We start from the raw sequence: 20067 nt of genomic DNA, 5'->3' as shown, positions 1-20067 counted from the left end.
CTCCCCACCTCGAAGCGGTGGGCCGCCGGATGGTGTGCGACCGGTCCGGCGGACAGCCTTGGATCATGAAATGGCAACGGTCCGCAATCGCACTGTCCCTGCTCCTCTGCCTCGGCACCGTGGCGGCAGGAGCCCCGCCCGCCGCGGCGACGACCGGGGGTCCCGTCGTCTCCGCCCTCGAACGTGCCGCGTACCCGCTGGACACCGTGGAACCACGCGGCAACGCCCGTGGTTTACGTCCGCTCGACCGCATGATCGGCGACGCGCGTGTGGTGGGTCTCGGCGAGGCCACGCACAGTTCGCACGACTTCTTCGCCATGAAGGACCGGGTCTTCCGCCACCTCGTCGAGACCAAGGGGTTCCGCACCTTCGCCCTGGAGGGCAGCTGGAGCACCGGCCTGCGTCTCAACGACTACGTGCTGTACGGGAAGGGGGACGTACGGCGGATCATGCGGGTGGAGTTCCAGGCCGACTACCTCTGGTGGAACAACACCGACTTCCTGGCGCTCCTGGAGTGGATGCGCGCCCACAACCAGCGGCATCCCCGGGACCCGGTCCAGTTCATGGGCAACGACCTCGGCTGGGCCGGCCCCGAGCTGTACGACAAGGTCATCGAGTACGTGGCCGGCGCCCACCCCGACCTTCGGGACCGTTTCGCCGAGCTGTACCGGGGTCTGAGGCCCACCGTGCCCCTCGCCGAGTACATGAATCAGTACATGACCAAGCCGCTCGCCGAGCGCCGGAACATGGCGGCCCGGGCCGGCGAGGCCCTGGAGCTGCTGCGCAAGCGGTCACCGGGGGCGGACCGGGCGGCGTACGACTGGGCGGTCCAGCACGCCACGGTCGTCGACCAGGTCGCGCGCTTCTTCGCGTTCGACTTCTTCGACGACGAGGCACAGCTCGCGGAGGCCATGCGCTACCGCGACCAGGTGATGGCGGACAACACGGCCTGGTGGCAGGAGCACACGGGCACGAAGGTCCTGCTGTCGGCGCACAACGCCCACGTCGGCTACGAGTCGAACGACCCCGCCAAGTACCCCCGGATGCAGGGCGCCTTCCTGCGGGACCGCCTCGGTGACGCCTACCTCAGCGTCGGGTTCACGTTCGACCGGGGCTCGTTCAACGCGACCGGCCCCGACGGAAAGGTCCAGCGCTTCACCGTCGGCGCGGCGGGCCCGGGCACCAACGAGCACACACTGGACCGCGTCCGGTACCGCGACTACGTGGTCGACCTGCGGACCACTCCGGAAGCGGCCCGGTCCTGGCTGGTCCGGGCCCGACCGACGCGCAGCATCGGTACGGCCTACCCCGACCCGGAGTACGACATCGCGCTCGCCCGCAACCACGACGTCCTGATCCATCTGCACGACATCGAAGCGGCGCGCCTGCGGGACCGGTAGTGGCGGGGCTCAGCCGTACAGCTTCTTCAGGAAGGCGGACAGATTGCCCACCGTCCGGGCGATCTGCTCCTCCGTCGTGAGGCTCTCCTCGAAACGGCTCCCGGAGTCGAGGGCCTTCTTGCCGCGTACGTACAGGGAACACGCCAGGTCGGCGCACATGTAGACGCCCACCGAGTTCCCCTCACGCCCGGCCGCCCCCGCCTTGCGGGCCGTCATCAGCGAGACCCCGTTGCCCCGGTGCGTCGTGAGACACAGCGAGCACATGCTCCGGTGCAGGAAGCCGCGCTGCGCGGACGGGAAGCGCAGGGTGACGCCGACGAGCCCGTCGGCGCGTTCGGCGACGAGATAGCTGCGATCGGGCGCGCCCGGGTCGCGCCAGCCCAGGAAGTCCAGGTCGTCCCAAGGACGTCGGTCCAGATCGCGCGGCAGCGAGATCCGCTTCGCCTCGCCCTTGGAGCAGTTGACGAACGAGGCGCGGATGTCTTGCTCGGTGAGCGGCTTCATGGGTGGACCTCCAGGGAGAAGAGCTATGGCCGTAACCTAGGATCCCTAGGTTACGGCCTAAGCTAATAGGCAATCTGGTGAAGGGGCCACAGGTTTTCGTAGAGTGGGCCCGCACACCGGTTTATGGCAGAGGGGGACTGTGGTGGATGACTGGGAGCGGGCTCGGCTCGTCCTCGCGGCGGCGGGGCTGCCGCCGGAGAGCCTCGCCGAACGGGAGCCGCTCGGCGGTGGCACGTACAACACCGTCGAGGAACTGCGCCTCACCGACGGCACCCGCCTCGTCCTCAAGATTCCCCCGCCGCCGACCACTCCCGGCATGGCCTACGAGAGTGAACTGCTGGGCGGCGAGGCCGAGTTCTGCCGAGCTGCCGAGACGGTGGGAGTGCCCGCGCCACGGGTGGTCGGAGCCGCCCTCGACGACAGCGCGCCAACCGGCCGCCACGTTCTGCTGACGTACTGCCCGGGCGCCGGGTGGGAGAACCTGGAGGCGGCCCAAGTCGCCGCGCTGCGGCGGGAGTTGGGCGGGATGGTGGCCCGGCTCCACCGGGTGACCGGCCCCGGCTTCGGCTACCCGTCCGGCACCTTCGGGCCCCTCGCCCCCGACTGGCGCACCGCTTTCACCGCCATGTACGACGCCCTGCTGGACGACGCCCGCCGCTACCGGGCCTGGCTGCCCCGGCCCGTGGACGAGGTGGCCCGTACGGCGAAGGCCGCGTACGACTGCCTGGACGAGGTGACCGTGCCGCGGCTGGTCCATTTCGACCTGTGGGACGGCAACATCCTCGTGGAGCGCGGCGAGTCCGTGCGGGTGGGAGGCCTGATCGACGGCGAGCGCATGTTCTGGGGCGACCCGATCGCGGACTTCGTCTCGCTCGCGCTGCTGGGTGACATCCGGCAGGACGAGAACTTCCTGGCGGGGTATCAGGAGGCGGGCGGAGGCGTCGAGTTCACCGCGTCGGCCCGGCGACGGTACGCCCTCTACCGCAGCTACCTCTACCTGATCATGCTGATCGAGTCGGTACCGCGCGCTCTGGACGACGGGCACCGCGCCTGGCGGCGGGAGCAGGTGGCGCCACAGCTGACGGCGGCCCTCGACGAGTTGTGCGAGGGCGATTGACCAGGCACGTGGTTTGAGCCGATCAGGTCGAGGTACCCGCTCCCGGCGCACGACAGGAAGGGAGCACGCCGTGACCGATCACCGGCTGGAGGGTCCCGGCGAGAACGGTGACCCCGTCCCCAGGGATCTGCCCGATCAACAGGCGAACGAGGGCGAGGACCCGTGGGAGGTCGCTTCGACGCAGGGCTCCGACGGCGAGGAGGAGGACGGCGAGCCCGCCACCGACGTGCCCGACACGGACGAGGCGGGCACAGGTCGGCAGGGCGCACCCCAGTCGGGCGCCGTCAACCCCGAGCAGCCGGTACCGGACGAGCCGTCCGGCTGACCCAGGGACCCTCGCAGTTTTCCGGCTGCCCAAGAACTCGGCGCCTTCCCGGCGGGACCCGGGCAGGCGCCGTCCGCCGGTAGCCCTCACCCCACCTTCCGCCCCCGAAGCGGCTCCGTCTCCGCCCCGGCCCCCTGCCGCAGCCCCTCCAGGAACTCCTCCAGCACCTCCACCGCCGTGCGCTCGGGCCGCCAGCCCAGTTCGGCGCGGGCCTTCGTGCAGTCCATCAGCGGCAGCCGCAGTACGGCGTCGAAGAGGTGCGGGGAGGCGGGCAGCAGCCGGAGGTTCCACGCGGCGGCGACCGCGGACCGCGCCGCGACCCGAGGCATCCGCAGCGGACGGGAGCCCAGCATCTCGCCGAGCAGCCCCGCGTCCACCGGCGGATCCGCCGCGAGGTTGAAGGCGCCGTGCACATCGGTGTGCAGCGCCAGCCGGTACGCCTGGGCGGCGTCCTCGGTGTGCAGTGCCTGCACCTTCAGGCCGGGGATGTCGGGCATGAACGGCAGCAGCTCGGGACGCATCAGCGGCCCCGGCAGGAAGCGCCCGCCGAAGATACGCCGCTGCTCGCTCGCCGACTCCCGCTTGAACAGGAACGCGGGCCGCATCCGCACCACCCTGACCCCCGGATGTTCGTACTCGAAGGAGTCCAGGGCACGCTCAAGATAGGCCTTCTCCCGGCAGTACGCGGCGCCCGGCCAGCCGTGCGTGGGCCATGACTCCTCGACCGCGTGATCCTTCGGACCCGGTGAGTACGCGCCGACCGACGAGGCGTGCACCAGCGTCGGAACCTTCGCCGCTGCCACCGCCCCGAAGACCCGGATACCGCCCAGCACATTGGTCCGCCAGGTCACGGCCGGATCGTGCGTCGGCTGGAACGCCCAGGCGAGATGGACGACCGCGTCCGCCCCCTCGAACTCCTTCACCAGGTCGGCGCCCTCGGACCCGAGGTCCACGGCCGACCACTCCGTCTTCGCGGGCGTCCACTCGGGAACCCGACGGGCCAGTCCTCGCACCTGACCGACCTGTGCGTCCTCCGCGAGCAGACGCACCAGACTCGTACCGACATTGCCGGTGGCGCCAGTGATCACGATCCTGCGGCCGGCTGCCTCGCTCATGGTCGGCTCCTCTAGCGCTGCGCATCCTCGGGGCGGCTCACGAGTACCCGCACCGGGCGGATGCACGCGACCTCCGCCCAGGGTTCGGTCGTCACCCCGGTGGTCACTTGGTCAACAGTCACTTGGTCAATCCCGGCGGAAACAGGCCGCGCCCACGAGAAGATCGGCCCATGACCGAGATCATCCTGATGTCCGACCCGAAGGTGGCGGCCGTACCCGTCCACGACGTCGACGAGCCGCTCGTCGACGTACGCAGCGACAGCCCCCTGCTGGTCGACGCGCGCAAGACCGATGCCACGGGGGCCTTCGCCCAGCTGCGCGCGGGCGTGCTCGACCGGCTGGTCAAGGCCCAGTCGCTGCTGCCGAACGGGCTGCGGCTGCTGTTCGTCGAGGGGTACCGGCCGCCGTCCCTGCAGCGCGCGTACTTCGAGCAGTACGCGGCCGAGATGCGTGCCCTGCATCCCGACTGGGACGCCGAGCGCATACGCGCGGCGGCCAGCCGCTATGTCTCCCCGCCCGAGATCGCCCCGCACTCGGCGGGCGCCGCCGTGGACCTGACCCTCGTCGACGCCGACGGCCGTGAACTCGACTTCGGTACGCCGGTCAACGCCAGCCCCGAGGAGAGCTCCGGCGCCTGCTACACGGGCGCCGGGAACATCACCCCCGAGGCCCACGCCCACCGCGAGACACTCGGCGCCGCCCTCACCGCGGCCGGCCTCGTCAACTACCCGACGGAGTGGTGGCACTGGTCGTACGGCGACCGCTACTGGGCCCTGATGACGGGAGCACCGGCCGCGCTGTACGGCCCGCGGGAACGCGAGGACGAGGACCGAGCCTGACGCGGCCTGGCACAAAGAGAAGCCCCGACCGGACGGGGGAATCACGGTCGGGGCAGTCTGCGGCGGGGCGTGCGGGGCGCTCTGCGTCCCCTCCGTACCCACGCTTCGTTCAACGGGAAGGTACCAGCGACTGTTCCTTCCGGATCCGGACAATGCCGGTGATCTGTGTCACGTCGTCCGAGGTTGCCCACAGCTGCCCTGACCAGGTCATTCCCCCCGCCCGAGCGGACTCTCCGCCAGCGCGGCCAGCAGATGCGCCGGATTCCGGAACACCGCCTCCGCACCGGCCGCCTCCAGTTCGACGCGCGGAATGCCACCACAGAGCACCGCCACACAGCGCACTCCCGCCCGGACGCCGGCCCGCATGTCCCAGACCGTGTCGCCGACGAACACCGATTGCTGGGGAGAGGCCCCGACCAGCTCCAGCGCGTGCTCGACCGGGTCCGGCGCGGGCTTGCCCTCGGCCACGTCGTCGGCGCTCGCCGTGGCCGCGATGGCATCGTCCGCCCCGATCGCACGACGCAGCGCGGACAGCTCCGACCCACCGGCCGACGTGGCCAGCACCACGTTCCACCCCTGACCGTCGAGCCGCCGCAACAACCGCCCCGCGTCGGGCAGCGCGGGCAGCCGATCGAAGTACGTCCCGTACAGACTCTTGTGCGCGGCACTGAGGGCGTCCGTCTCGTCCGGGTCGATCTCCTCACCCAGCAGATGTGTGATCAGATCCCCGGACGGAAGCCCCACCGCCCGATGGATGTCATGCATCGCCACCTGACGCCCACTCTGCCGAAAGGCCTCCCACCAGGCAACAACATGCAGATGGTTGGTATCGACAAGGGTCCCGTCGACATCAAACACAGCAGCCCGCACCATGTACACCCACCTCAACCAAATCAGGGGCGCGGGGAACTGCGCGAACAACCACACGCAGCCCGCACCCGCGAACGCACCGAACCCCCCGAGCTCTCAGGCGCCCCCCACCCTCAAACCAGAAGGAATCTCCCTCTCCCGAGCCCACCCCAACACCTCCTCCACCCCCCAAGCAGTCACCACCCGCTCCGCCGGCACCCCACACTCCTCCGCCCGAGCACACCCATGGATCTGCCAGGTCAACTGCCCCGGGGCATGCGCGTCCGTGTCGATCGAGAACAGCGCCCCCGCCTCCATGGCCTCCCGCAGCAACCGCCGAGGCGGGTCGAGCCGCTCGGGCCGGGAGTTGATCTCCACGGCCGTCCCGGTCTCCGCGCACGCCGAGAACACCGCGTCCGCGTCGAACTCCGACTCGGGCCGCCCACGCCCGCTGACGAGCCGCCCCGTGCAGTGCCCGAGCACATCGGAGTGCGGGTCGCGCACGGCGGCGACCATCCGACGGGTCATCGCACGGGCGTCCATCCGCAGCTTGGAGTGCACGGACACCACGACCACGTCGAGCCGGTCCAGCAGCTCGGGCTCCTGGTCCAGCGAGCCGTCGTCGAGGATGTCGCACTCGATACCGGTGAGCAGCCGGAACGGCGCCCACCGCTCGTTGATCGCGGCCACCACGTCGAGCTGCTCGCGCAGCCGGTCCGCGGACAGCCCGCGGGCGACGGTCAGGTGGGGCGAGTGATCGGTGAGCACCGTCCACTCGTGCCCGAGGCGCGCGGCGGCCCGGCCCATCTCCTCGATTCCGCTGCCTCCGTCCGACCAGTCCGAGTGCACATGGCAGTCGCCCCTGATCAGGGCCATCAGCCGGTCACCGCGATCGGTGAGTGGGGTCTCGGCCTCCGATTCCAGCTTCCGCAGATACTCCGGCACCTGTCCGGCCAGCGCCTCCCGCACCACTTTCGCGGTCTTCGGCCCGATCCCCTTCAGGTTTTCCAGCGAGCCCGTGGCCGCCCGCTCGGCCACCTCGTCCGCGGGCATGGCTTCCAGCACGGCGGACGCCGTACGGAACGCCCGTACGCGATAGGTGGGCGCCCGGTCCCGTTCCAGCAGGAAAGCGATCCGGTCCAGGGCCTCGACGGGATCCATGCCACCTCCAGCCTCCGGTTTCCAGCGTCGCCCAGTCACCGGGTACCCGCACACCCGGACTCACCCGGCCGGACGCTCGCCCGGTCGCCGACGGCCGGACCTCGCCCGGTCACACACCGCTGAACCGCTCTACGCTCTAGACATGACGGAAATCGCGAGCCCCTACATTTCCCACCCCCGGGTCATGGTGCTCGGGGTGCTGCCGGGTACGCCGCCGTTCCGGATCGTGGAGATCGACGGCCAGGTGGTCGGCGAGGCGAAGGCGATGACGGACGTGCTGGAGGCCGCGGCGGCGTACGGGATCGTCGTCCACGACCTCGACGACCCGGACCAGGTGCGTTGGGTGGGCGGCGACAAGTTCACTTGGTCGCTGCACTAGCGCCCTTGCGGCGGATTCCGCGCAGGCGCCCGGCGAGGCCGCCCCGTGGCGCTTTCGGCTGGGCCGGGGCGGCGCCCGGTGGTACGTGCACGGCCCGCCCGAGGCGCCGCCCCAGCAGCAGGTAACCCAGCAGCGCCCCGGTGGTGTTGAGGATGACGTCGTCGATGTCGAACGCGCGGCCCGTGACGACCGCGCCCTGGACCAACTCGACCAGCAGCATCATCACGGCGGTCAGCGCGGGGACCCGCAACAGCCCGTGAGCACCGGGCGCCAGTACCGGCAGCAGGATCCCGAAGGGCACGCCGAGCAGGACGTTCCCGCCGATCTGCTTGATCGCGTCGCGTGGTGAGGGGTGGTGCCAGTAGAGCTCCAGGGAACTGCCGGGTCGCAGGTTGCTGTGAGTGAGGGCTTCCGATGCCGGGGACGGCTGGAGCGTGAGCCCGGCCAGCACCGCGCCGAACAACACCATGGCCGCGAAGGCCAGCGCCATCACCAGCAGCCGTACGGGCAGCGGAAGCGGCCGGCGACCGCGCGGTGCCGCCGACGAGCGGCGCTTGGGGGTCGTGGATCGGGAACGTGACGTGGTACGGGCCATGCAACCCTCCCAGTTTCAACTTCCCTTTGTCCCAAGGTGGTTACCCACGAGGAACAACCGAAATCCCCGCCCGCACGAGCCTCCTCCGGACGGTCAGGAGTCGCCCGTCAGGCCGCGAATGTCACCTTCACCTCCTTGAAGCCGAGGGACTTCAGCAGGCCTTCGAGCATGTCGGTGGTGTTGGCCTCGGCGCGGTCGGTGAGCCGGCTCTGCTTCGCGGCGTCGCCGATGTGCTTGACCGCGAGGCGCTGGACGGCCTGTTCGCTGTTGGGGTTGTCGGAGAACAGGTCGCCGAGGCGGTCGAGCAGACCGCGCTGCTTGGAGACGGCGTAGGAGTGCTCGGTGTCGAGGGCGGGCTTGCCCAGCTGGGCTTTGGGGAGGTTGATGGTGGCCGACGTGCGGTCCTCGTTGACCTTCACATCGTTCTCGCCGACCTTGCCGAGGTCGACGTAGGCGTCGACGGTGCCCGCGCCGACGTACAGCGTGCGGGTGCCGCGGATCGCGTCCGGCAGGTACTTGGCGTCCTTCTCCAGGTCGACGACCACCTGGAAGTTGCCGGAGGCGGCGTCGTAACGGCTCATGTCCTGGATGGACTTCAGCAGTGTGGGCCCCGAGCGGTCGTGCTCCTCGGTGCCGAACACGTCGTCCAGCCCTCCGAACACCAGCATCCGCAGCGCGGCCAGCAGCACCACTATGAGGATGATCACGGCGGTGAGCAGCTTGGCCCAGCCGGGCACTCGTGTGCGCTTGATGGACGTCGTCATGTCGACGGCCCTCCTTCCTCTTTCAACAAATGCCCTCAAACTCCTTGGAAGAACGCCGAGTTGGGTGTTTGTTCCACACTTCGCCGTAGGGCGGGACGTAGGCCTGGAGGGCGTGCCGTCCGGGTCGCCGTATCGAATCGGCGTACGGGTGGTGGCCAGTAGCATGAGCCGCGCAGCCCGTAATGATCATGTTCATACGAGGAGCCGACCGTGCGTGACATCGCCGTTTTCACCGGCAGCGCCCACTCCGAACTCGCGGACGAGGTCTGCGCGCACCTCGGGGTGCCGCTGAGCCCGTCCCGGGTGAGCCGGTTCGCCAACGACTGTCTGGAGGTGCAGCTCCAGGCCAACTGCCGGGAACGGGACGTGTTCCTGGTGCAGCCGCTGGTCGCGCCGGTGCAGGAACACCTCGTCGAGCTGCTGCTGATGTGCGACGCGGCGCGCGGCGCCTCCGCGGGCCGGATCACCGTGGTCATGCCGCACTACTCGTACGCCCGCTCCGACAAGAAGGACGCCCCACGCATCTCCATCGGCGGCCGGCTCGTCGCCGACCTGCTGGTCTCGGCCGGTGCCAGTCGCGTACTCGCCATGACGCTGCACTCGCCGCAGGTGCACGGCTTCTTCTCGGTGCCGGTCGATCATCTGCACGCGCTGCGTGAACTAACCGCGCACTTCCGTCAGTACGACCTGACCCGGACGACGGTCGTCTCGCCGGACCTCGGCAACGCCAAGGAGGCGGCGGCGTTCGCACGGATGATCGGCGCGCGGGTGGCCGCGGGCGCCAAGCAGCGGTTCGCGGACGACCGGGTGAGCATCAGCTCGGTCATCGGCGAGGTGGCGGGCCGGGACGTCATCGTCCTCGACGACGAGATCGCCAAGGGCAGCACGGTCATCGAACTCCTCCAGCGGCTGCGGGAGTTGGGGCCGCGCTCGATCCGGGTGGCCTGCACCCACGGACTCTTCGCGGCAGGCGCCCTGAAGCGGATCGGCGAGCAGCCCGACGTACTGGAGATCGTGTGCACCAACACCGTGCCCGTCCCGGCCGAGGAGCGCACCGAGAAGCTCAAGATCCTCTCCATCGCCCCCGCCCTCGCCGAGGCCGTGCGCCGCATCCACAACGGCGAGTCCGTCAGCGCCCTGTTCGACGCGCCGCCCGGTGAATGAACCCGATACCGCAGAGCCCGCCGGAGTGGTGGGTCATCACGTGTGGGACGTGGCCTCGGGCTGTTCCAGGGCCGCGTCCAGCGTCGGCGCGGGCGGCAGCAGGCGGGACAGGCCGGTCACCTTCAGGACGCGCAGGGTGAGCGGGTGGGTGCAGACCAGGCGGAGCTCGCCGCCGCGGTCGAGGACCCGCTGCCGGGCGCGGTAGAGCAGGCGCAGGCCGGAGCAGTCGAAGAACGCGACGTGGCGCAGGTCGATCACGACCCGGGCGTCACGGCGACCCGTTACCGCGTCCAGATGCGGAATGATCTCCACCGCCGCGGCGATGTCGATCTCGCCGTGCAGTTCGAGCACGGTGTGACCGCGGTCCGTGCGGACCCGCAGATACCCGGTCGTGGGCGGTGTGGGGTCGTTCGACACGACGGCATCCCCTCCAACCGGCCCGCGTGAGGCCAAATCCCGTCCCCGCCCTGCAAGTTACCCCCGTCAGAGTGAATTTGAGCATGTTCGATTGACATATGTCTTCGATTTCTTCGGCATCCTGTCCGGAGTTTTTCGCAGGGTGTCCTACGACAGCGCCTGCCAGGCCTTGGACAGGGCCTGCCGGAACTGCTCGGCCTGGTGTGCGGTGAGGTCGCTGATCATGCGTTCCTCCAGGTCACGCACTTGGTCGGCGACCTCGGCGAGCAGCTCGCGCCCCTCGTCGGTGAGCAGGATCAGCAGCTCGCGCCGGTTGCGCGGATTGCGCTCCCGGCGGACGAGTCCGCGGTTTTCGAGACTTCGAACGAGATCCGCGATGGACTGGGCGGTGACGAACGAGTCGCGGGCGAGCTGGGCGGCCGACAGGCCGTCGTGCCGCTCCAGGACGGTGAGGGACGTGTACTGCAGCGCCGTGATCCCGGCCGGCTTGACCAGCTCGTCCAGGCGTGAGCGGACAACCAGCTCGACCTGCTTGACCATGTACAGGAGGGAGGGGGGTGCCTTGGTGCCGACCATGAGGTCAGCGTAAGGCATTGACAGGAAACCTGTGTGTAATGAAACTGCGAACCAACAGGAATCCTGTTGGTTGAAGACTTAGTGATCAAGACTTAGTGATCAAGACTTAGTGATCAAGACTTGGCGATCAAGGCTGAATCAAGCTGAGGAGTGGGCAATGACGACCACCTTCGAGAGCGAGCCCGGGCGGCTGTTCATCGGTGGGCAGTGGCGCGAGGCGACTGACGGGGCACGCGCCGACGTGATCGACCCGTCCACGGGCCAGGTGGTCACGACCGTCGCGGAAGCGAGCGCGGCCGACGTCGACGCCGCCGTACAGGCCGCGCGCGAGGCGTTCGACAGCGGCACCTGGTCCGGGCTGAGCGGCCGGGAGCGCGGCCGGATCCTGCACCGCGTCGCCCAGCTGATACGGGAGAACGCCGACGAGATAGCGGCGCTGGAGAGCCGTGACGTCGGCAAGCCGATCACTCTGGCCCACGCCGTCGACGTGACCAACGCGGCCAACGACTACGAGTACTACGCCTCCCTCGCCTTCAGCCTGGAGGGCGGTAACCGCGACGTCCCGGGGAACCGCCACGCCTACACCAAGCGCGGCCCGATCGGCGTGGTCGGCGCGATCACCCCGTTCAACTTCCCGTTGATCCTGGCCGGCAGCAAGATCGCCCCCGCGCTCGCGGCCGGCAACACGGTCGTGCACAAGCCCGCCGAGGAGACCCCGCTCAGCGCCCTCTACATGGCGGGCCTGCTGAAGGAGGCCGGTGTCCCGGACGGCGTCTACAACGTCGTCACCGGCACCGGACCCGTCGCGGGTGAGGCCCTGCTGCGCAACCCGGGCGTCGACAAGATCGCCTTCACCGGCTCCACCGCGACCGGCCGGTACGCGGCGAGCGTCGCCGGCGAGAGCCTGAAGCCGGTCACCATGGAACTCGGCGGCAACGCGGCGCACATCGTCTTCGAGGACGCCGACGTGGAGAAGGCCGTCGGCGCCGTCATCAAGGGCTTCGTCTTCAACACCGGCCAGTTCTGCATGGGCGGCCCCCGCCTGCTCGTCGCCCGCCCGCTCTACGACATCCTGGTCGGCATCCTCGCCGACGCCGTGCCCGGCGTGCCCCTCGGCGACCCGCGGCAGCCCGAGACCGTCATCGGCCCGATGGCGGGGGAGCGGCACCTGAAGAAGGTCGAGGAGTACGTCGAGCTGGCCCGCAAGGAGGGAGGCCGCATCGTCTGCGGCGGCGAGCGTCTCGACCTGAACGGCGGCTTCTACTACAAGCCCACCGTCATCGCCGACCTCGCCAACGACTCCCGGGTCGTCCAGGAGGAGATCTTCGGCCCCGTCCTCACCGTGCAGCCCTTCGACTCCGAGGACGAGGCCGTCGAGCTCGCCAACTCCACGCCGTACGGCCTGGCCTCCGGCATCCAGACCACCGACCTGGCCCGCGCCCACCGCGTCGCCGACCGCCTCCAGGCGGGCATCGTCTGGATCAACGACTGGGCGATGCTCGACCCCGCCGTCCCCTTCGGCGGTGTGAAGGCCTCCGGCTTCGGCCGCGAGTACGGCCCCGAGGCCCTGGAGTCCTACACCAAGGTCAAGTCCGTCGTCGTCTCCCTCGACTGAGCAACCCCCTTACAGGCAAAAGGAGTTACCGCGATGTCCACCACCACTCGCGCCGCCGTGGTCGAGTCCGGGGGAGCACCCTTCACCCTCTCCGAGGTCGTCCTCGACGAGCCCGGCCCCCACGAGGCGATCGTCCGCATGGTCGCCACCGGCCTCTGCCACACCGACCTCGGTGTCGCCGGCGGCGGACTGCCGTTCCCCCTGCCCGGCGTCCTCGGCCACGAGGGAGCGGGCGTCGTCGAGGCCATCGGCTCCGCCGTCACCGGTGTGGCCCCCGGCGACCACGTCGTCCTCTCCTTCACCTCCTGCGGCGGCTGCGCCAACTGCCGCGACGGGCACCCCGCGTACTGCGCCACCTGGCTGCCGCTGAACCTCATCGGCGGCCGCCGCGCCGACGGCACCAGCACCATCAGCCGCGACGGCGAGCCGCTCGGCGGCCACTTCTTCGGCCAGTCCTCGTTCGCCGAGCGCGCCCTGGTCGACGAGCGCAGCCTCGTCAAGGTCGACCCGGACGTACCGCTGGACTCCATCGCCCCCCTCGGCTGCGGCGTGCAGACCGGCGTCGGCGCCGTCTGGAACGTCCTGGAGCCCGGCGCGGGCAGCACCGTCGTCGTCCTCGGCGCCGGAGCCGTCGGCCTCTCCGCCGTGATGGCCGCGGCCCTGACCCCGGCCACCAAGGTGATCGCCGTCGACAAGGTCGCCGAGCGCCTGGAGCTGTCCCTGGAGCTGGGCGCCACCCACACCGTGAACGCCGGCGAGGTCGAGGACATCACCGCCGCCCTCATGGAGCTGACCGGCGGCCAGGGAGCCAACGGCATCGTCGAGACCACCGGCAGCGTCTTCGTCCTGCGCAAGGGCGTCGACGCGCTCGCCGCACGCGGCACCCTGGTCATCGTCGGCGCCCCGCCGTTCGGCACCGAGGTCTCCCTCGACGTCAACGGCATGCTCGGCGGCAAGCGGGTCGTCGGCCTCACCCTCGGCGACACCGAGACCCAGACCGACATCCCCGTCCTGGTCGACCTGGTCAAGTCGGGCAAGCTCCCGCTGGACCGCCTGATCAGCCGCTACAAGTTCGAGGACATCGACCAGGCCGTCGCGGACATGGGCGGCGGCAAGGCCATCAAGCCGGTACTGATGTTCTGATCCACCGCGGATTCACTGCGGATCCACCGAGCCTCCTCCCCGCCGATCATCGAACGTCCCGGGTCCCTTCCGCGTCACAGGAGGGACACCGGACGTTCGGTGTTCCGGAGAGCTTCGATTCAGGGAGGAGCGGGGGATGTGCGCGAGACGCGTGGCGACGGTACTCGTCCTGGCCATGGCGGCGGTGGGGTGCGGAGGCGAGACCGAGGGCGGTCTGTTGGTCGAGGGCAGCCCTCCGGCCGCGCCGTACGACGGGCCGCTCCATGTGCCGCACCGGGAGGTCGACGAAGACGGCGTAAGGGCGATGGAGATCGAGTCCGGCGCGGCCGGGAGGGCGCTGGAGTGCGACGGCGCGATCTACGCGGGCGGAGGCGGCCCCGGCGGTTGGAGTGAGAACGACGGCGGAGACACGCCCGAGGAGGGGTTGAAGGCGTACTTCGACATCGAGGTGCCCGACGTCCCGAGCTCCGGTTACCGCGTCGAGCGCGAGGAGAAGGACCGCGTTCTGTTCTCCTACGACGTCGATGGAAAGACCAAGGTCGCCGTGATCGTCGCCAAGGACCGGAAGGCAGCCCCGGTTGGGGCCCGGAGACCAGCGCCTCCTGCGACCCGGCCGAACTCCCGGCGAGCTTCACCGGCTCGCGGTGGTACGAGATCTGGACCGACGAGAACGGCAGGCGCGTACCGATCACCAAGGTGCACACGTCCGCGGGTGCGGAGCACTGCGGCTGGCAGACGGCCCACTTCCTGTCCCTGGGCGGCGACGCCGACGAGGATGGCCGGTTGTACGCCCGAGACCCCGAGGGCGTCCTGCCCGACGGCATGCTCACCTCCGCCTACGACAGCGGCGTACGGATGCCCGAGAACGCGCATAACACCGGGTACCGCTACGAGGACCGGGCGCTGTGGCTCGTCGCGGACGACCCGTCGAAGGTGTACGTGCGCACCCCCGACGGCGTCGAGGTGTGGCCCGAGGTGGCGGAGGGCCACGGCTGCGCCTGACCGGGCGTGGTGCTCATCGGCTGCGGTGCAGCGCGACCAGCAACTGCCAGGCCTGGTCGGCGATCTCCTGCGGGGTGGCCTCGATGAGGCCGTGCAGCCAGTCGGCGAGGACGCCCGCGAAGGTGGCCGACACGGCGGAGGCCACGAGCGGGGCGTCCGCCGCACCGGCGAGCTCGCGTTCACGCAGGCTGTAGGCGCGCAGGTCCCGGTGCAGGACGTGGCCGAGCGGGCCGCCGCCACCCGGGAGCAGCAGGGCACGGTACAGGTTGGCGTGCGGGGCGAGACCGGCGAAGAACTCCGGCAGGGCCGCCGGCGCCCGCACCGGGTCGGGCCGGCCGCGCCATGCGTGCAGGGCCTCCACCGCCTCCCGTACGACATCGGCGCAGGCGTCCACGGCCAGCGCCTCCAGATCCGGATAGTGCAGGTAGAACGTGGCCCGCCCGACCCCCGCCCGGCGGACCAGCGCGGCCACGCTGACCTCGGGCAGTGGACGCCGGGCGCACTCGTCGAGGAGGGCTTCCCGCAGCTTGGCCCGGGTGCGGGCGGCCCGGGGGTCCTCCACGGTCATCCGGCGACGAGGACGGCCGCCAGCGCGAGCGCGCCGGGGAGCGCCTGGGCGACGAGGATGCGGCGGTTGGCGGTGGCCGCGCCGTACACACCGGCGACGATCACGCAGCCCAGGAAGAAGATCTGGACCCGGAAGCCGGTCGGGTCACCGGCGATCAGCCCCCACACCAGCCCGGCCGCGAGGAATCCGTTGTAGAGACCCTGGTTGGCCGCCATCGGGGCGGTGCGCCGAGCCAGCTCCGCGTCGAAGCCGTGGAACCCCATCCCCGGCTTCTTCTGCCACAGGAACATCTCCATCACCAGGATGTACACATGCAGCGAGGCCACCAGAGCGACCAGCACATTCGCCACTATCTCCATGTCAACAGACTCCGTTGTTCACTCGATGCTTCCGCACTTCTTGGACAGGTGTCCACTATAGCTGGACAGTCGTCCAGGAAATTACCAACGACGGTCGGGTACGGCTGGCGGGGTACCCGGGGGTCGTATAGCTGACCCACGGAGGAGACATGGCACTGGTACAGGCAGGCCTCGTGGTGCTGGACTGCGCCGAACCCGAGAGGCTCGCCGCGTTCTACACGGGACTGCTCGACGCCGAGGAGACGGACGCGACGGCCAACCGGGTCGACATCCAGGGGGCCTGTGGCACCCGGCTGGCGTTCCGCCGCGATGTCAACGCCACCCCGCCGAGCTGGCCGCGCCCCGAGAACTCGCTCCAGACCCATCTGGACTTCTACGTCGAGGACCTCGACGAGGCCGAGCGGCGGATCGTCTCCCTCGGCGGGCGCCCGGTGGACACGAATGAGCCGACCGGGCCGTTCGAGGAGCGTGGCTACTCCGACCCGGCCGGCCATTCCTTCACGCTGCGCCGCGAACACCCCACGGCACCCAAGTCGGGCTGAGGAACGTCAGTCCCGGCCGCCCTTCTCGGCGGTCGGCCACACCCCGGTGGACCGCTCGATGGCCTTGGCGCCCGTGCGGTCCACCGCGCTGCGTACGACCGCGAAGATCGCGCCCTGCACGGCGGCGGCGAGCAGCACCTCGCCCCAGCCGCGATCCCGGTCCAGCGCGTCGGGCGCGTCGTCCTCGTGGCGGATCGCCTTCCACGTCGCGCGGAACGCCATCGAGGCCAGCGCCCCGCTCACCCAGCCGAGGGTGAAGCCGAGGGGCTTGTAGGCCAGGGGGAGTTTCTTCCTCTTGGGCATCTGGCTCTCCTCCTTCGCGTCGCGATGTCGCCGGTGGTCAGGGACGCCCCTGCGGGGGCACGACCTCGGCGGCGGGCACCGGCCCCGGCGGCGTCCCGTCGCCGAACGGGCGGCCGCCCAGCTCCTCGCGCTGGTGGGGCGTGAGCCAGCCCGACAGATCGGGGCCGAGCGGCACGATGCCGGTCGGGTTGATGCCCGTGTGCACCCGGTAGTAGTGCCGTTTGATGTGGTCGAAGTCGACAGTGTCACCGAACCCCGGGGTCTGGAAGAGGTCACGGGCGTACGCCCACAGCACCCGGTCCTCCGCCAGCTTCCAGCGGTTGCACTTGAAGTGACCGTGGTAGACGGGGTCGAACCGCACCAGCGTGGTGAACAGCCGGATGTCCGCCTCGGTGATCGTGTCGCCGACGAGATAACGCCGCCGGGTCAGCCGCTTCGACAGCGCCTGAAGCCGACGGAACACCGCGTCGCACGCCTCCTCGTACTCCTCCTGGCCCGTGGCGAACCCCGCCCGGTACACGCCGTTGTTGACGTCCTCGTACACCTCGGCCATCACCGCGTCCATCTCGTCGCGCAGCCCCGCCGGATACAGGTCGGGCGCGCCCGCGCGGTGCAGGTTCGTCCACTCGGTGGCGAGGTCGAGGGTGAGCCGCTGGTAGTCGTTGGTGACCAGCTCGCCGCTGGGTACGTCGACGATCGCCGGGACGCTGACACCCCCGGGATACTCGCTCTCCCGGGCGTCGTACGCCTCCTTCAGGAACCGGATGCCCAGGACGGGATCGCGGTCGTCCGGGTCCAGGGTGAACCGCCAGCTGCGGTCGTCCTGGATCGGGTCGGCCACGGCCAACGACAACGCCCCCTCCAGGCCGAGCAGCCGCCGGGAGATCACCGCCCGGCTCGCCCACGGACAGGCACGGCTGACGACCAGCCGGTAGCGGCCTGCCTCCACGGGCCAGCCGTCCCGGCCGTCGGCGGTGATCCGGTCCGTGAAGTGGCTCTTGGACCGCTTGAACGCCTTCCTGCCGTACTGCTCGTTCCCCTCGCCGACGCTCATCTGGCCTTCCTCCCGATCCATCCGGATACGTCTGCCTTACGTCCGCATTGCGTCTGCACTGGTGAGAGTTCCCCGTTTTCCGCGCACCCCACGGTGTGAGCGGGACCACTCGGGGCAATCGGCGAAGGTGAGCCGGACAACAGACACGGAGACGACAGCAGACACGGAGACGACAACAGATACGGAGACGACGGCGGACACGGAGACGATGTGACGGACGCCCGGGCCGCGAGGAGGGCAGCGGAAAGCCCCGCCGCGACGGGGGAACGCGGCGGGGCCTGATCCTCGTGTGCCCGGTGCGTGAGTGATCATGCGCACCGAATCGAAGATTTTTCTCCCGGCTTTTCGCCGGCTGCCAAGCCGACTGCCAAGCCGACTGCCAAGCCGACTGCCAAGAAGGCGGTCACTGCCCGGTCGACGGCTCCAGCACGAAGACGGGGATCTCCCGGTCGGTCCGCTTCTGGTAGTCGTCGTACGGCGGGTACGCGGCGACCGCGCGCTCCCACCACTCGGCCTTCTCGGTCCCGGTGACCTCTCGTGCCGTCATGTCCTGGCGCGCGGGCCCGTCCTGGATTTCGACATGGGGGTCGGACTTGAGGTTGTGGTACCAGACCGGGTGCTTGGGCGCGCCGCCCTGCGAGGCCACGACCGCGTACCGCCCGTCGTGCTCCACGCGCATCAGCGGAGTCTTGCGGATCTTGCCGCTCTTCGCGCCGCGCGTGGTGAGGACGACGACGGGCATACCGGTGTCCATCAGCGTCGTCCCTCTGGTGCCACCCGAGCTCTCGTACAACTCGACCTGCTCGCGCACCCACTGCGTCGGACTCGGCACGTACTCGCCCTCAAGAGGCATGACAACTCCCTTGCTGTCACGTACAGATGCTGTCCCTCGCATTCAACACCGGTCTCCCGCGGATTCATCCGCCCCGCGGCCGGGACCGACTTTTCCGGCCCGGCAGGGGCCCGACCCCTCAGGCCAATGTCACCTCGACCGGCAGTTTCTTGATTCCGTTTACGAAGTTGGAGCGGACGCGGGGCACGTCACCGGCGAGGCGGATGTCCGCGAGGCGGGGGATCAGCTCCTCGAACATGATGCGGATCTCGGTCCGGGCGAGCAGATTGCCGAGGCAGAGGTGGGGGCTGCCCTTGCCGAAGGTGACGTGGTCGTTGTCGGCGCGGGTGACGTCGAAGTCGTACGGGTTGCCGAAGACCTCCTCGTCGCGGTTGCCGGAGGCGAACCACATGACGACCTTGTCGCCCTCCTTCACCTGCTTGCCACCGAGTTCGACGTCACGGGTCGCGGTGCGGCGGAAGTGGTAGACGGGGGAGGCCCAGCGCAGGAACTCCTCGACCGCCCCCGGGATCAGGGAGGGGGCGTCCTTGAGCCTGGCGAGCTGCTCGGGGTGCTGGAGCAGGGCCAGCATCGAGTGGGAGATGGTGTGCCGGGTGGTCTCGTTGCCCGCCACGACGAGCAGCAGGAAGTAGTTGTCGAAGTCCTGGGCGGAGAGTGGGACTCCGTCGCGCGGGATGGTGTTGACCAGTTTCGACACCAGATCCGCGCCGTCGCCGCCGCGCCGCTGCCGGGCCAGTTCACGGCCGTATTCGAAGACTTCCAGGGAGGCGGGGGAGCGGAACGGCAGATCGCGGTACTGCTCGCTCTCCGCGCTGTGCAGCAGGACGTCGGCGTAGTCGGGGTCGGTGTTGCCGATGATCCGGTTGCCCCAGTCGATGAGCTTCTGGTTGTCCGCAGGCGGCACGTCCAGCAGCCTGGCCAGGACGTTGATGGGGAAGTCGGCGGAGACATCGGCGACGAAGTCGAAGCTGCCCTTGGCGAGGGCCGTGTCAAGCGTGGTCGCGGTCAGGCCGCGCAGGAAGTCGGTGTAGCTGTTGATGACGTTCGCGCCGAACTGCCGCTGGATCACGCTGCGGAGCGCGCGGTGCCGTACACCGTCCAGCTCCAGGATGGAGGCGCGCTTCTTGATCTGGTCGTCGTCGACCTCTTCCAGGTTCACGAACCTCGTGGAGGTGAAGGTCTCGGCGTCGCGGTCCACACGGGCGATGTCCGCGTGCCGGGTCACCGCCCAGAAACCGGAGTTGGGGGCCTCCTCCGGCTGCCAGTGCACCGGGTCCTCGTGGCGCAGGGTGTGGAACATCCGCCACGGGGTGACGCCGTCCGTGAAGTTGTCCAGGTCGGCGAGGTCGACGTCTTTGAGGGGCAGGGGTTCGTACACGGCGGTGGTGGTGGGGGTCTCGGCCATCGATGGATCCTTTGCGTC

Annotated in this window: 24 protein-coding genes; 10 read left to right on the top strand and 14 right to left on the bottom strand. The window is 69.9% G+C overall.

All coding sequences use genetic code 11. The features are described 5' to 3' along the window. The first annotated feature begins 65 nt into the window (after positions 1-65). A complete protein-coding gene (locus F3T56_RS06920) occupies positions 66-1400 on the top strand; it encodes an erythromycin esterase family protein (RefSeq protein ID WP_149823811.1) in 1335 nt (444 codons plus the stop codon). 9 nt (positions 1401-1409) lie between these two features. On the opposite strand, the gene F3T56_RS06915 is transcribed toward F3T56_RS06920, so the two are convergent. After that, the gene (locus tag F3T56_RS06915; RefSeq protein WP_149823810.1) at positions 1410-1904 is read right to left on the bottom strand and encodes an FBP domain-containing protein; all 495 of its coding nucleotides are present in this window, start codon (positions 1902-1904) and stop codon (positions 1410-1412) included. 142 nt (positions 1905-2046) lie between these two features. On the opposite strand from F3T56_RS06915, the gene F3T56_RS06910 reads away from it, so the two are divergent. Together F3T56_RS06910 and F3T56_RS06905 are read left to right on the top strand one after the other, a co-directional pair. Next, entirely contained in the window at positions 2047-3021 is a 975-nt protein-coding gene (locus F3T56_RS06910; RefSeq protein WP_149823809.1) for a phosphotransferase family protein, read from the top strand. A gap of 70 nt (positions 3022-3091) precedes the next feature. Next, positions 3092-3346, top strand: a complete 255-nt coding sequence (locus tag F3T56_RS06905) for a hypothetical protein (RefSeq protein ID WP_149823808.1) — start codon at positions 3092-3094, stop codon at positions 3344-3346. Between the two features lie 86 nt (positions 3347-3432). On the opposite strand, the gene F3T56_RS06900 is transcribed toward F3T56_RS06905, so the two are convergent. Then, positions 3433-4461 carry an SDR family oxidoreductase gene (locus F3T56_RS06900; RefSeq protein ID WP_149823807.1) on the bottom strand — a complete coding sequence of 343 codons (1029 nt, stop codon included), beginning with the start codon at positions 4459-4461 and terminating at the stop codon, positions 3433-3435. Positions 4462-4631: 170 nt separating this feature from the next. Between F3T56_RS06900 and F3T56_RS06895 the strand changes: the two genes are divergently transcribed. After that, positions 4632-5300 carry a M15 family metallopeptidase gene (locus F3T56_RS06895; RefSeq protein WP_149823806.1) on the top strand — a complete coding sequence of 223 codons (669 nt, stop codon included), beginning with the start codon at positions 4632-4634 and terminating at the stop codon, positions 5298-5300. Between the two features lie 207 nt (positions 5301-5507). Here F3T56_RS06895 and F3T56_RS06890 read toward each other — a convergent pair whose 3' ends face one another. Together F3T56_RS06890 and F3T56_RS06885 are read right to left on the bottom strand one after the other, a co-directional pair. Beyond that, on the bottom strand, positions 5508-6173 hold the full coding sequence (locus F3T56_RS06890) for an HAD family hydrolase (RefSeq protein ID WP_149823805.1): 666 nt from the start codon (positions 6171-6173) through the stop codon (positions 5508-5510). A 93-nt stretch (positions 6174-6266) separates the two neighbouring features. Continuing rightward, the gene (locus tag F3T56_RS06885) at positions 6267-7310 is read right to left on the bottom strand and encodes a PHP domain-containing protein (RefSeq protein WP_149823804.1); all 1044 of its coding nucleotides are present in this window, start codon (positions 7308-7310) and stop codon (positions 6267-6269) included. Positions 7311-7452: 142 nt separating this feature from the next. Between F3T56_RS06885 and F3T56_RS06880 the strand changes: the two genes are divergently transcribed. After that, positions 7453-7689: a hypothetical protein gene (locus F3T56_RS06880; protein ID WP_149823803.1), complete on the top strand. Its 237-nt coding sequence runs from the start codon at positions 7453-7455 to the stop codon at positions 7687-7689. On the opposite strand, the gene F3T56_RS06875 is transcribed toward F3T56_RS06880, so the two are convergent. Both F3T56_RS06875 and F3T56_RS06870 read right to left on the bottom strand, forming a co-directional pair. Then, entirely contained in the window at positions 7670-8284 is a 615-nt protein-coding gene (locus F3T56_RS06875; RefSeq protein ID WP_149823802.1) for a VanZ family protein, read from the bottom strand. The two genes, F3T56_RS06880 and F3T56_RS06875, sit on opposite strands and share 20 nt — an antisense overlap. Positions 8285-8391: 107 nt before the next feature. Next, positions 8392-9048 (bottom strand): DUF4230 domain-containing protein, encoded by a 657-nt coding sequence (locus tag F3T56_RS06870; RefSeq protein WP_149823801.1) that lies wholly within the window; start codon positions 9046-9048, stop codon positions 8392-8394. Positions 9049-9258: 210 nt separating this feature from the next. Here F3T56_RS06870 and F3T56_RS06865 point away from each other — a divergent pair, with 210 nt between their 5' ends. Further along, a complete protein-coding gene (locus F3T56_RS06865; RefSeq protein WP_149823800.1) occupies positions 9259-10212 on the top strand; it encodes a ribose-phosphate diphosphokinase in 954 nt (317 codons plus the stop codon). 36 nt (positions 10213-10248) lie between these two features. Here F3T56_RS06865 and F3T56_RS06860 read toward each other — a convergent pair whose 3' ends face one another. Together F3T56_RS06860 and F3T56_RS06855 are read right to left on the bottom strand one after the other, a co-directional pair. Next, complete coding sequence (locus F3T56_RS06860; protein WP_149823799.1) at positions 10249-10629, bottom strand: anti-sigma factor antagonist; 381 nt, start codon at positions 10627-10629, stop codon at positions 10249-10251. Positions 10630-10776: 147 nt separating this feature from the next. Further along, the gene (locus tag F3T56_RS06855; RefSeq protein WP_149823798.1) at positions 10777-11205 is read right to left on the bottom strand and encodes a MarR family winged helix-turn-helix transcriptional regulator; all 429 of its coding nucleotides are present in this window, start codon (positions 11203-11205) and stop codon (positions 10777-10779) included. 157 nt (positions 11206-11362) lie between these two features. Here F3T56_RS06855 and F3T56_RS06850 point away from each other — a divergent pair, with 157 nt between their 5' ends. The 3 genes from F3T56_RS06850 (at position 11363) to F3T56_RS49650 (ending at position 14965) form a co-directional block, all read left to right on the top strand. Further along, positions 11363-12820, top strand: coding sequence for an aldehyde dehydrogenase family protein (locus F3T56_RS06850; RefSeq protein ID WP_149823797.1), 1458 nt, complete (start codon positions 11363-11365; stop codon positions 12818-12820). 33 nt (positions 12821-12853) lie between these two features. Next, positions 12854-13963, top strand: a complete 1110-nt coding sequence (locus tag F3T56_RS06845; RefSeq protein WP_149823796.1) for an NAD(P)-dependent alcohol dehydrogenase — start codon at positions 12854-12856, stop codon at positions 13961-13963. A gap of 696 nt (positions 13964-14659) precedes the next feature. Then, positions 14660-14965, top strand: a complete 306-nt coding sequence (locus F3T56_RS49650; RefSeq protein ID WP_342786902.1) for a hypothetical protein — start codon at positions 14660-14662, stop codon at positions 14963-14965. Between the two features lie 13 nt (positions 14966-14978). Here the strand turns inward: F3T56_RS49650 and F3T56_RS06835 are convergent, their stop codons facing one another. Both F3T56_RS06835 and F3T56_RS06830 read right to left on the bottom strand, forming a co-directional pair. Next, positions 14979-15533, bottom strand: a complete 555-nt coding sequence (locus F3T56_RS06835; RefSeq protein ID WP_149823795.1) for a TetR/AcrR family transcriptional regulator — start codon at positions 15531-15533, stop codon at positions 14979-14981. After that, the gene (locus F3T56_RS06830; RefSeq protein ID WP_149823794.1) at positions 15530-15892 is read right to left on the bottom strand and encodes a DUF1304 domain-containing protein; all 363 of its coding nucleotides are present in this window, start codon (positions 15890-15892) and stop codon (positions 15530-15532) included. The genes F3T56_RS06835 and F3T56_RS06830 overlap by 4 nt, the downstream gene beginning before the upstream one ends. A 149-nt stretch (positions 15893-16041) precedes the next feature. Between F3T56_RS06830 and F3T56_RS06825 the strand changes: the two genes are divergently transcribed. Then, positions 16042-16434 (top strand): VOC family protein, encoded by a 393-nt coding sequence (locus tag F3T56_RS06825; protein WP_149823793.1) that lies wholly within the window; start codon positions 16042-16044, stop codon positions 16432-16434. A gap of 6 nt (positions 16435-16440) precedes the next feature. Here the strand turns inward: F3T56_RS06825 and F3T56_RS06820 are convergent, their stop codons facing one another. The 4 genes from F3T56_RS06820 to F3T56_RS06805 form a co-directional block, all read right to left on the bottom strand. Next, entirely contained in the window at positions 16441-16737 is a 297-nt protein-coding gene (locus tag F3T56_RS06820; RefSeq protein WP_149823792.1) for a DUF4235 domain-containing protein, read from the bottom strand. Positions 16738-16774: 37 nt separating this feature from the next. Beyond that, complete coding sequence (locus F3T56_RS06815; RefSeq protein ID WP_149823791.1) at positions 16775-17791, bottom strand: glutathione S-transferase family protein; 1017 nt, start codon at positions 17789-17791, stop codon at positions 16775-16777. A gap of 403 nt (positions 17792-18194) precedes the next feature. Then, positions 18195-18644, bottom strand: coding sequence for a nitroreductase family deazaflavin-dependent oxidoreductase (locus F3T56_RS06810; protein ID WP_149823790.1), 450 nt, complete (start codon positions 18642-18644; stop codon positions 18195-18197). Between the two features lie 118 nt (positions 18645-18762). Then, positions 18763-20049 carry a cytochrome P450 gene (locus tag F3T56_RS06805; RefSeq protein ID WP_149823789.1) on the bottom strand — a complete coding sequence of 429 codons (1287 nt, stop codon included), beginning with the start codon at positions 20047-20049 and terminating at the stop codon, positions 18763-18765. Between the last annotated feature and the right edge of the window lie 18 nt (positions 20050-20067).

It is taken from the genome of Streptomyces tailanensis (assembly GCF_008386495.1).
Taxonomy (GTDB): Bacteria; Actinomycetota; Actinomycetes; order Streptomycetales; family Streptomycetaceae; genus Streptomyces; species Streptomyces tailanensis.
Note: the sequence above shows the minus strand (reverse complement) of the source record. Positions and strands in the feature narration are given on the sequence as shown.

Bases quoted from the DNA above. Each gene is read 5' to 3' on its own strand.
- F3T56_RS06815 (WP_149823791.1), bottom strand. From the start codon at position 17,791: ATGAGCGTCGGCGAGGGGAACGAGCAGTACGGCAGGAAGGCGTTCAAG.
- F3T56_RS06875 (WP_149823802.1), bottom strand. From the start codon at position 8,284: ATGGCCCGTACCACGTCACGTTCCCGATCCACGACCCCCAAGCGCCGC.
- F3T56_RS06855 (WP_149823798.1), bottom strand. From the start codon at position 11,205: ATGGTCGGCACCAAGGCACCCCCCTCCCTCCTGTACATGGTCAAGCAG.
- F3T56_RS06880 (WP_149823803.1), top strand. From the start codon at position 7,453: ATGACGGAAATCGCGAGCCCCTACATTTCCCACCCCCGGGTCATGGTG.
- F3T56_RS06870 (WP_149823801.1), bottom strand. From the start codon at position 9,048: ATGACGACGTCCATCAAGCGCACACGAGTGCCCGGCTGGGCCAAGCTG.
- F3T56_RS06895 (WP_149823806.1), top strand. From the start codon at position 4,632: ATGACCGAGATCATCCTGATGTCCGACCCGAAGGTGGCGGCCGTACCC.
- F3T56_RS06825 (WP_149823793.1), top strand. From the start codon at position 16,042: ATGGCACTGGTACAGGCAGGCCTCGTGGTGCTGGACTGCGCCGAACCC.
- F3T56_RS06835 (WP_149823795.1), bottom strand. From the start codon at position 15,533: ATGACCGTGGAGGACCCCCGGGCCGCCCGCACCCGGGCCAAGCTGCGG.
- F3T56_RS06915 (WP_149823810.1), bottom strand. From the start codon at position 1,904: ATGAAGCCGCTCACCGAGCAAGACATCCGCGCCTCGTTCGTCAACTGC.
- F3T56_RS06850 (WP_149823797.1), top strand. From the start codon at position 11,363: ATGACGACCACCTTCGAGAGCGAGCCCGGGCGGCTGTTCATCGGTGGG.
- F3T56_RS06810 (WP_149823790.1), bottom strand. From the start codon at position 18,644: ATGCCTCTTGAGGGCGAGTACGTGCCGAGTCCGACGCAGTGGGTGCGC.
- F3T56_RS06805 (WP_149823789.1), bottom strand. From the start codon at position 20,049: ATGGCCGAGACCCCCACCACCACCGCCGTGTACGAACCCCTGCCCCTC.
- F3T56_RS06885 (WP_149823804.1), bottom strand. From the start codon at position 7,310: ATGGATCCCGTCGAGGCCCTGGACCGGATCGCTTTCCTGCTGGAACGG.
- F3T56_RS06820 (WP_149823792.1), bottom strand. From the start codon at position 16,737: ATGCCCAAGAGGAAGAAACTCCCCCTGGCCTACAAGCCCCTCGGCTTC.
- F3T56_RS06845 (WP_149823796.1), top strand. From the start codon at position 12,854: ATGTCCACCACCACTCGCGCCGCCGTGGTCGAGTCCGGGGGAGCACCC.
- F3T56_RS06900 (WP_149823807.1), bottom strand. From the start codon at position 4,461: ATGAGCGAGGCAGCCGGCCGCAGGATCGTGATCACTGGCGCCACCGGC.
- F3T56_RS06920 (WP_149823811.1), top strand. From the start codon at position 66: ATGAAATGGCAACGGTCCGCAATCGCACTGTCCCTGCTCCTCTGCCTC.
- F3T56_RS06830 (WP_149823794.1), bottom strand. From the start codon at position 15,892: ATGGAGATAGTGGCGAATGTGCTGGTCGCTCTGGTGGCCTCGCTGCAT.
- F3T56_RS06890 (WP_149823805.1), bottom strand. From the start codon at position 6,173: ATGGTGCGGGCTGCTGTGTTTGATGTCGACGGGACCCTTGTCGATACC.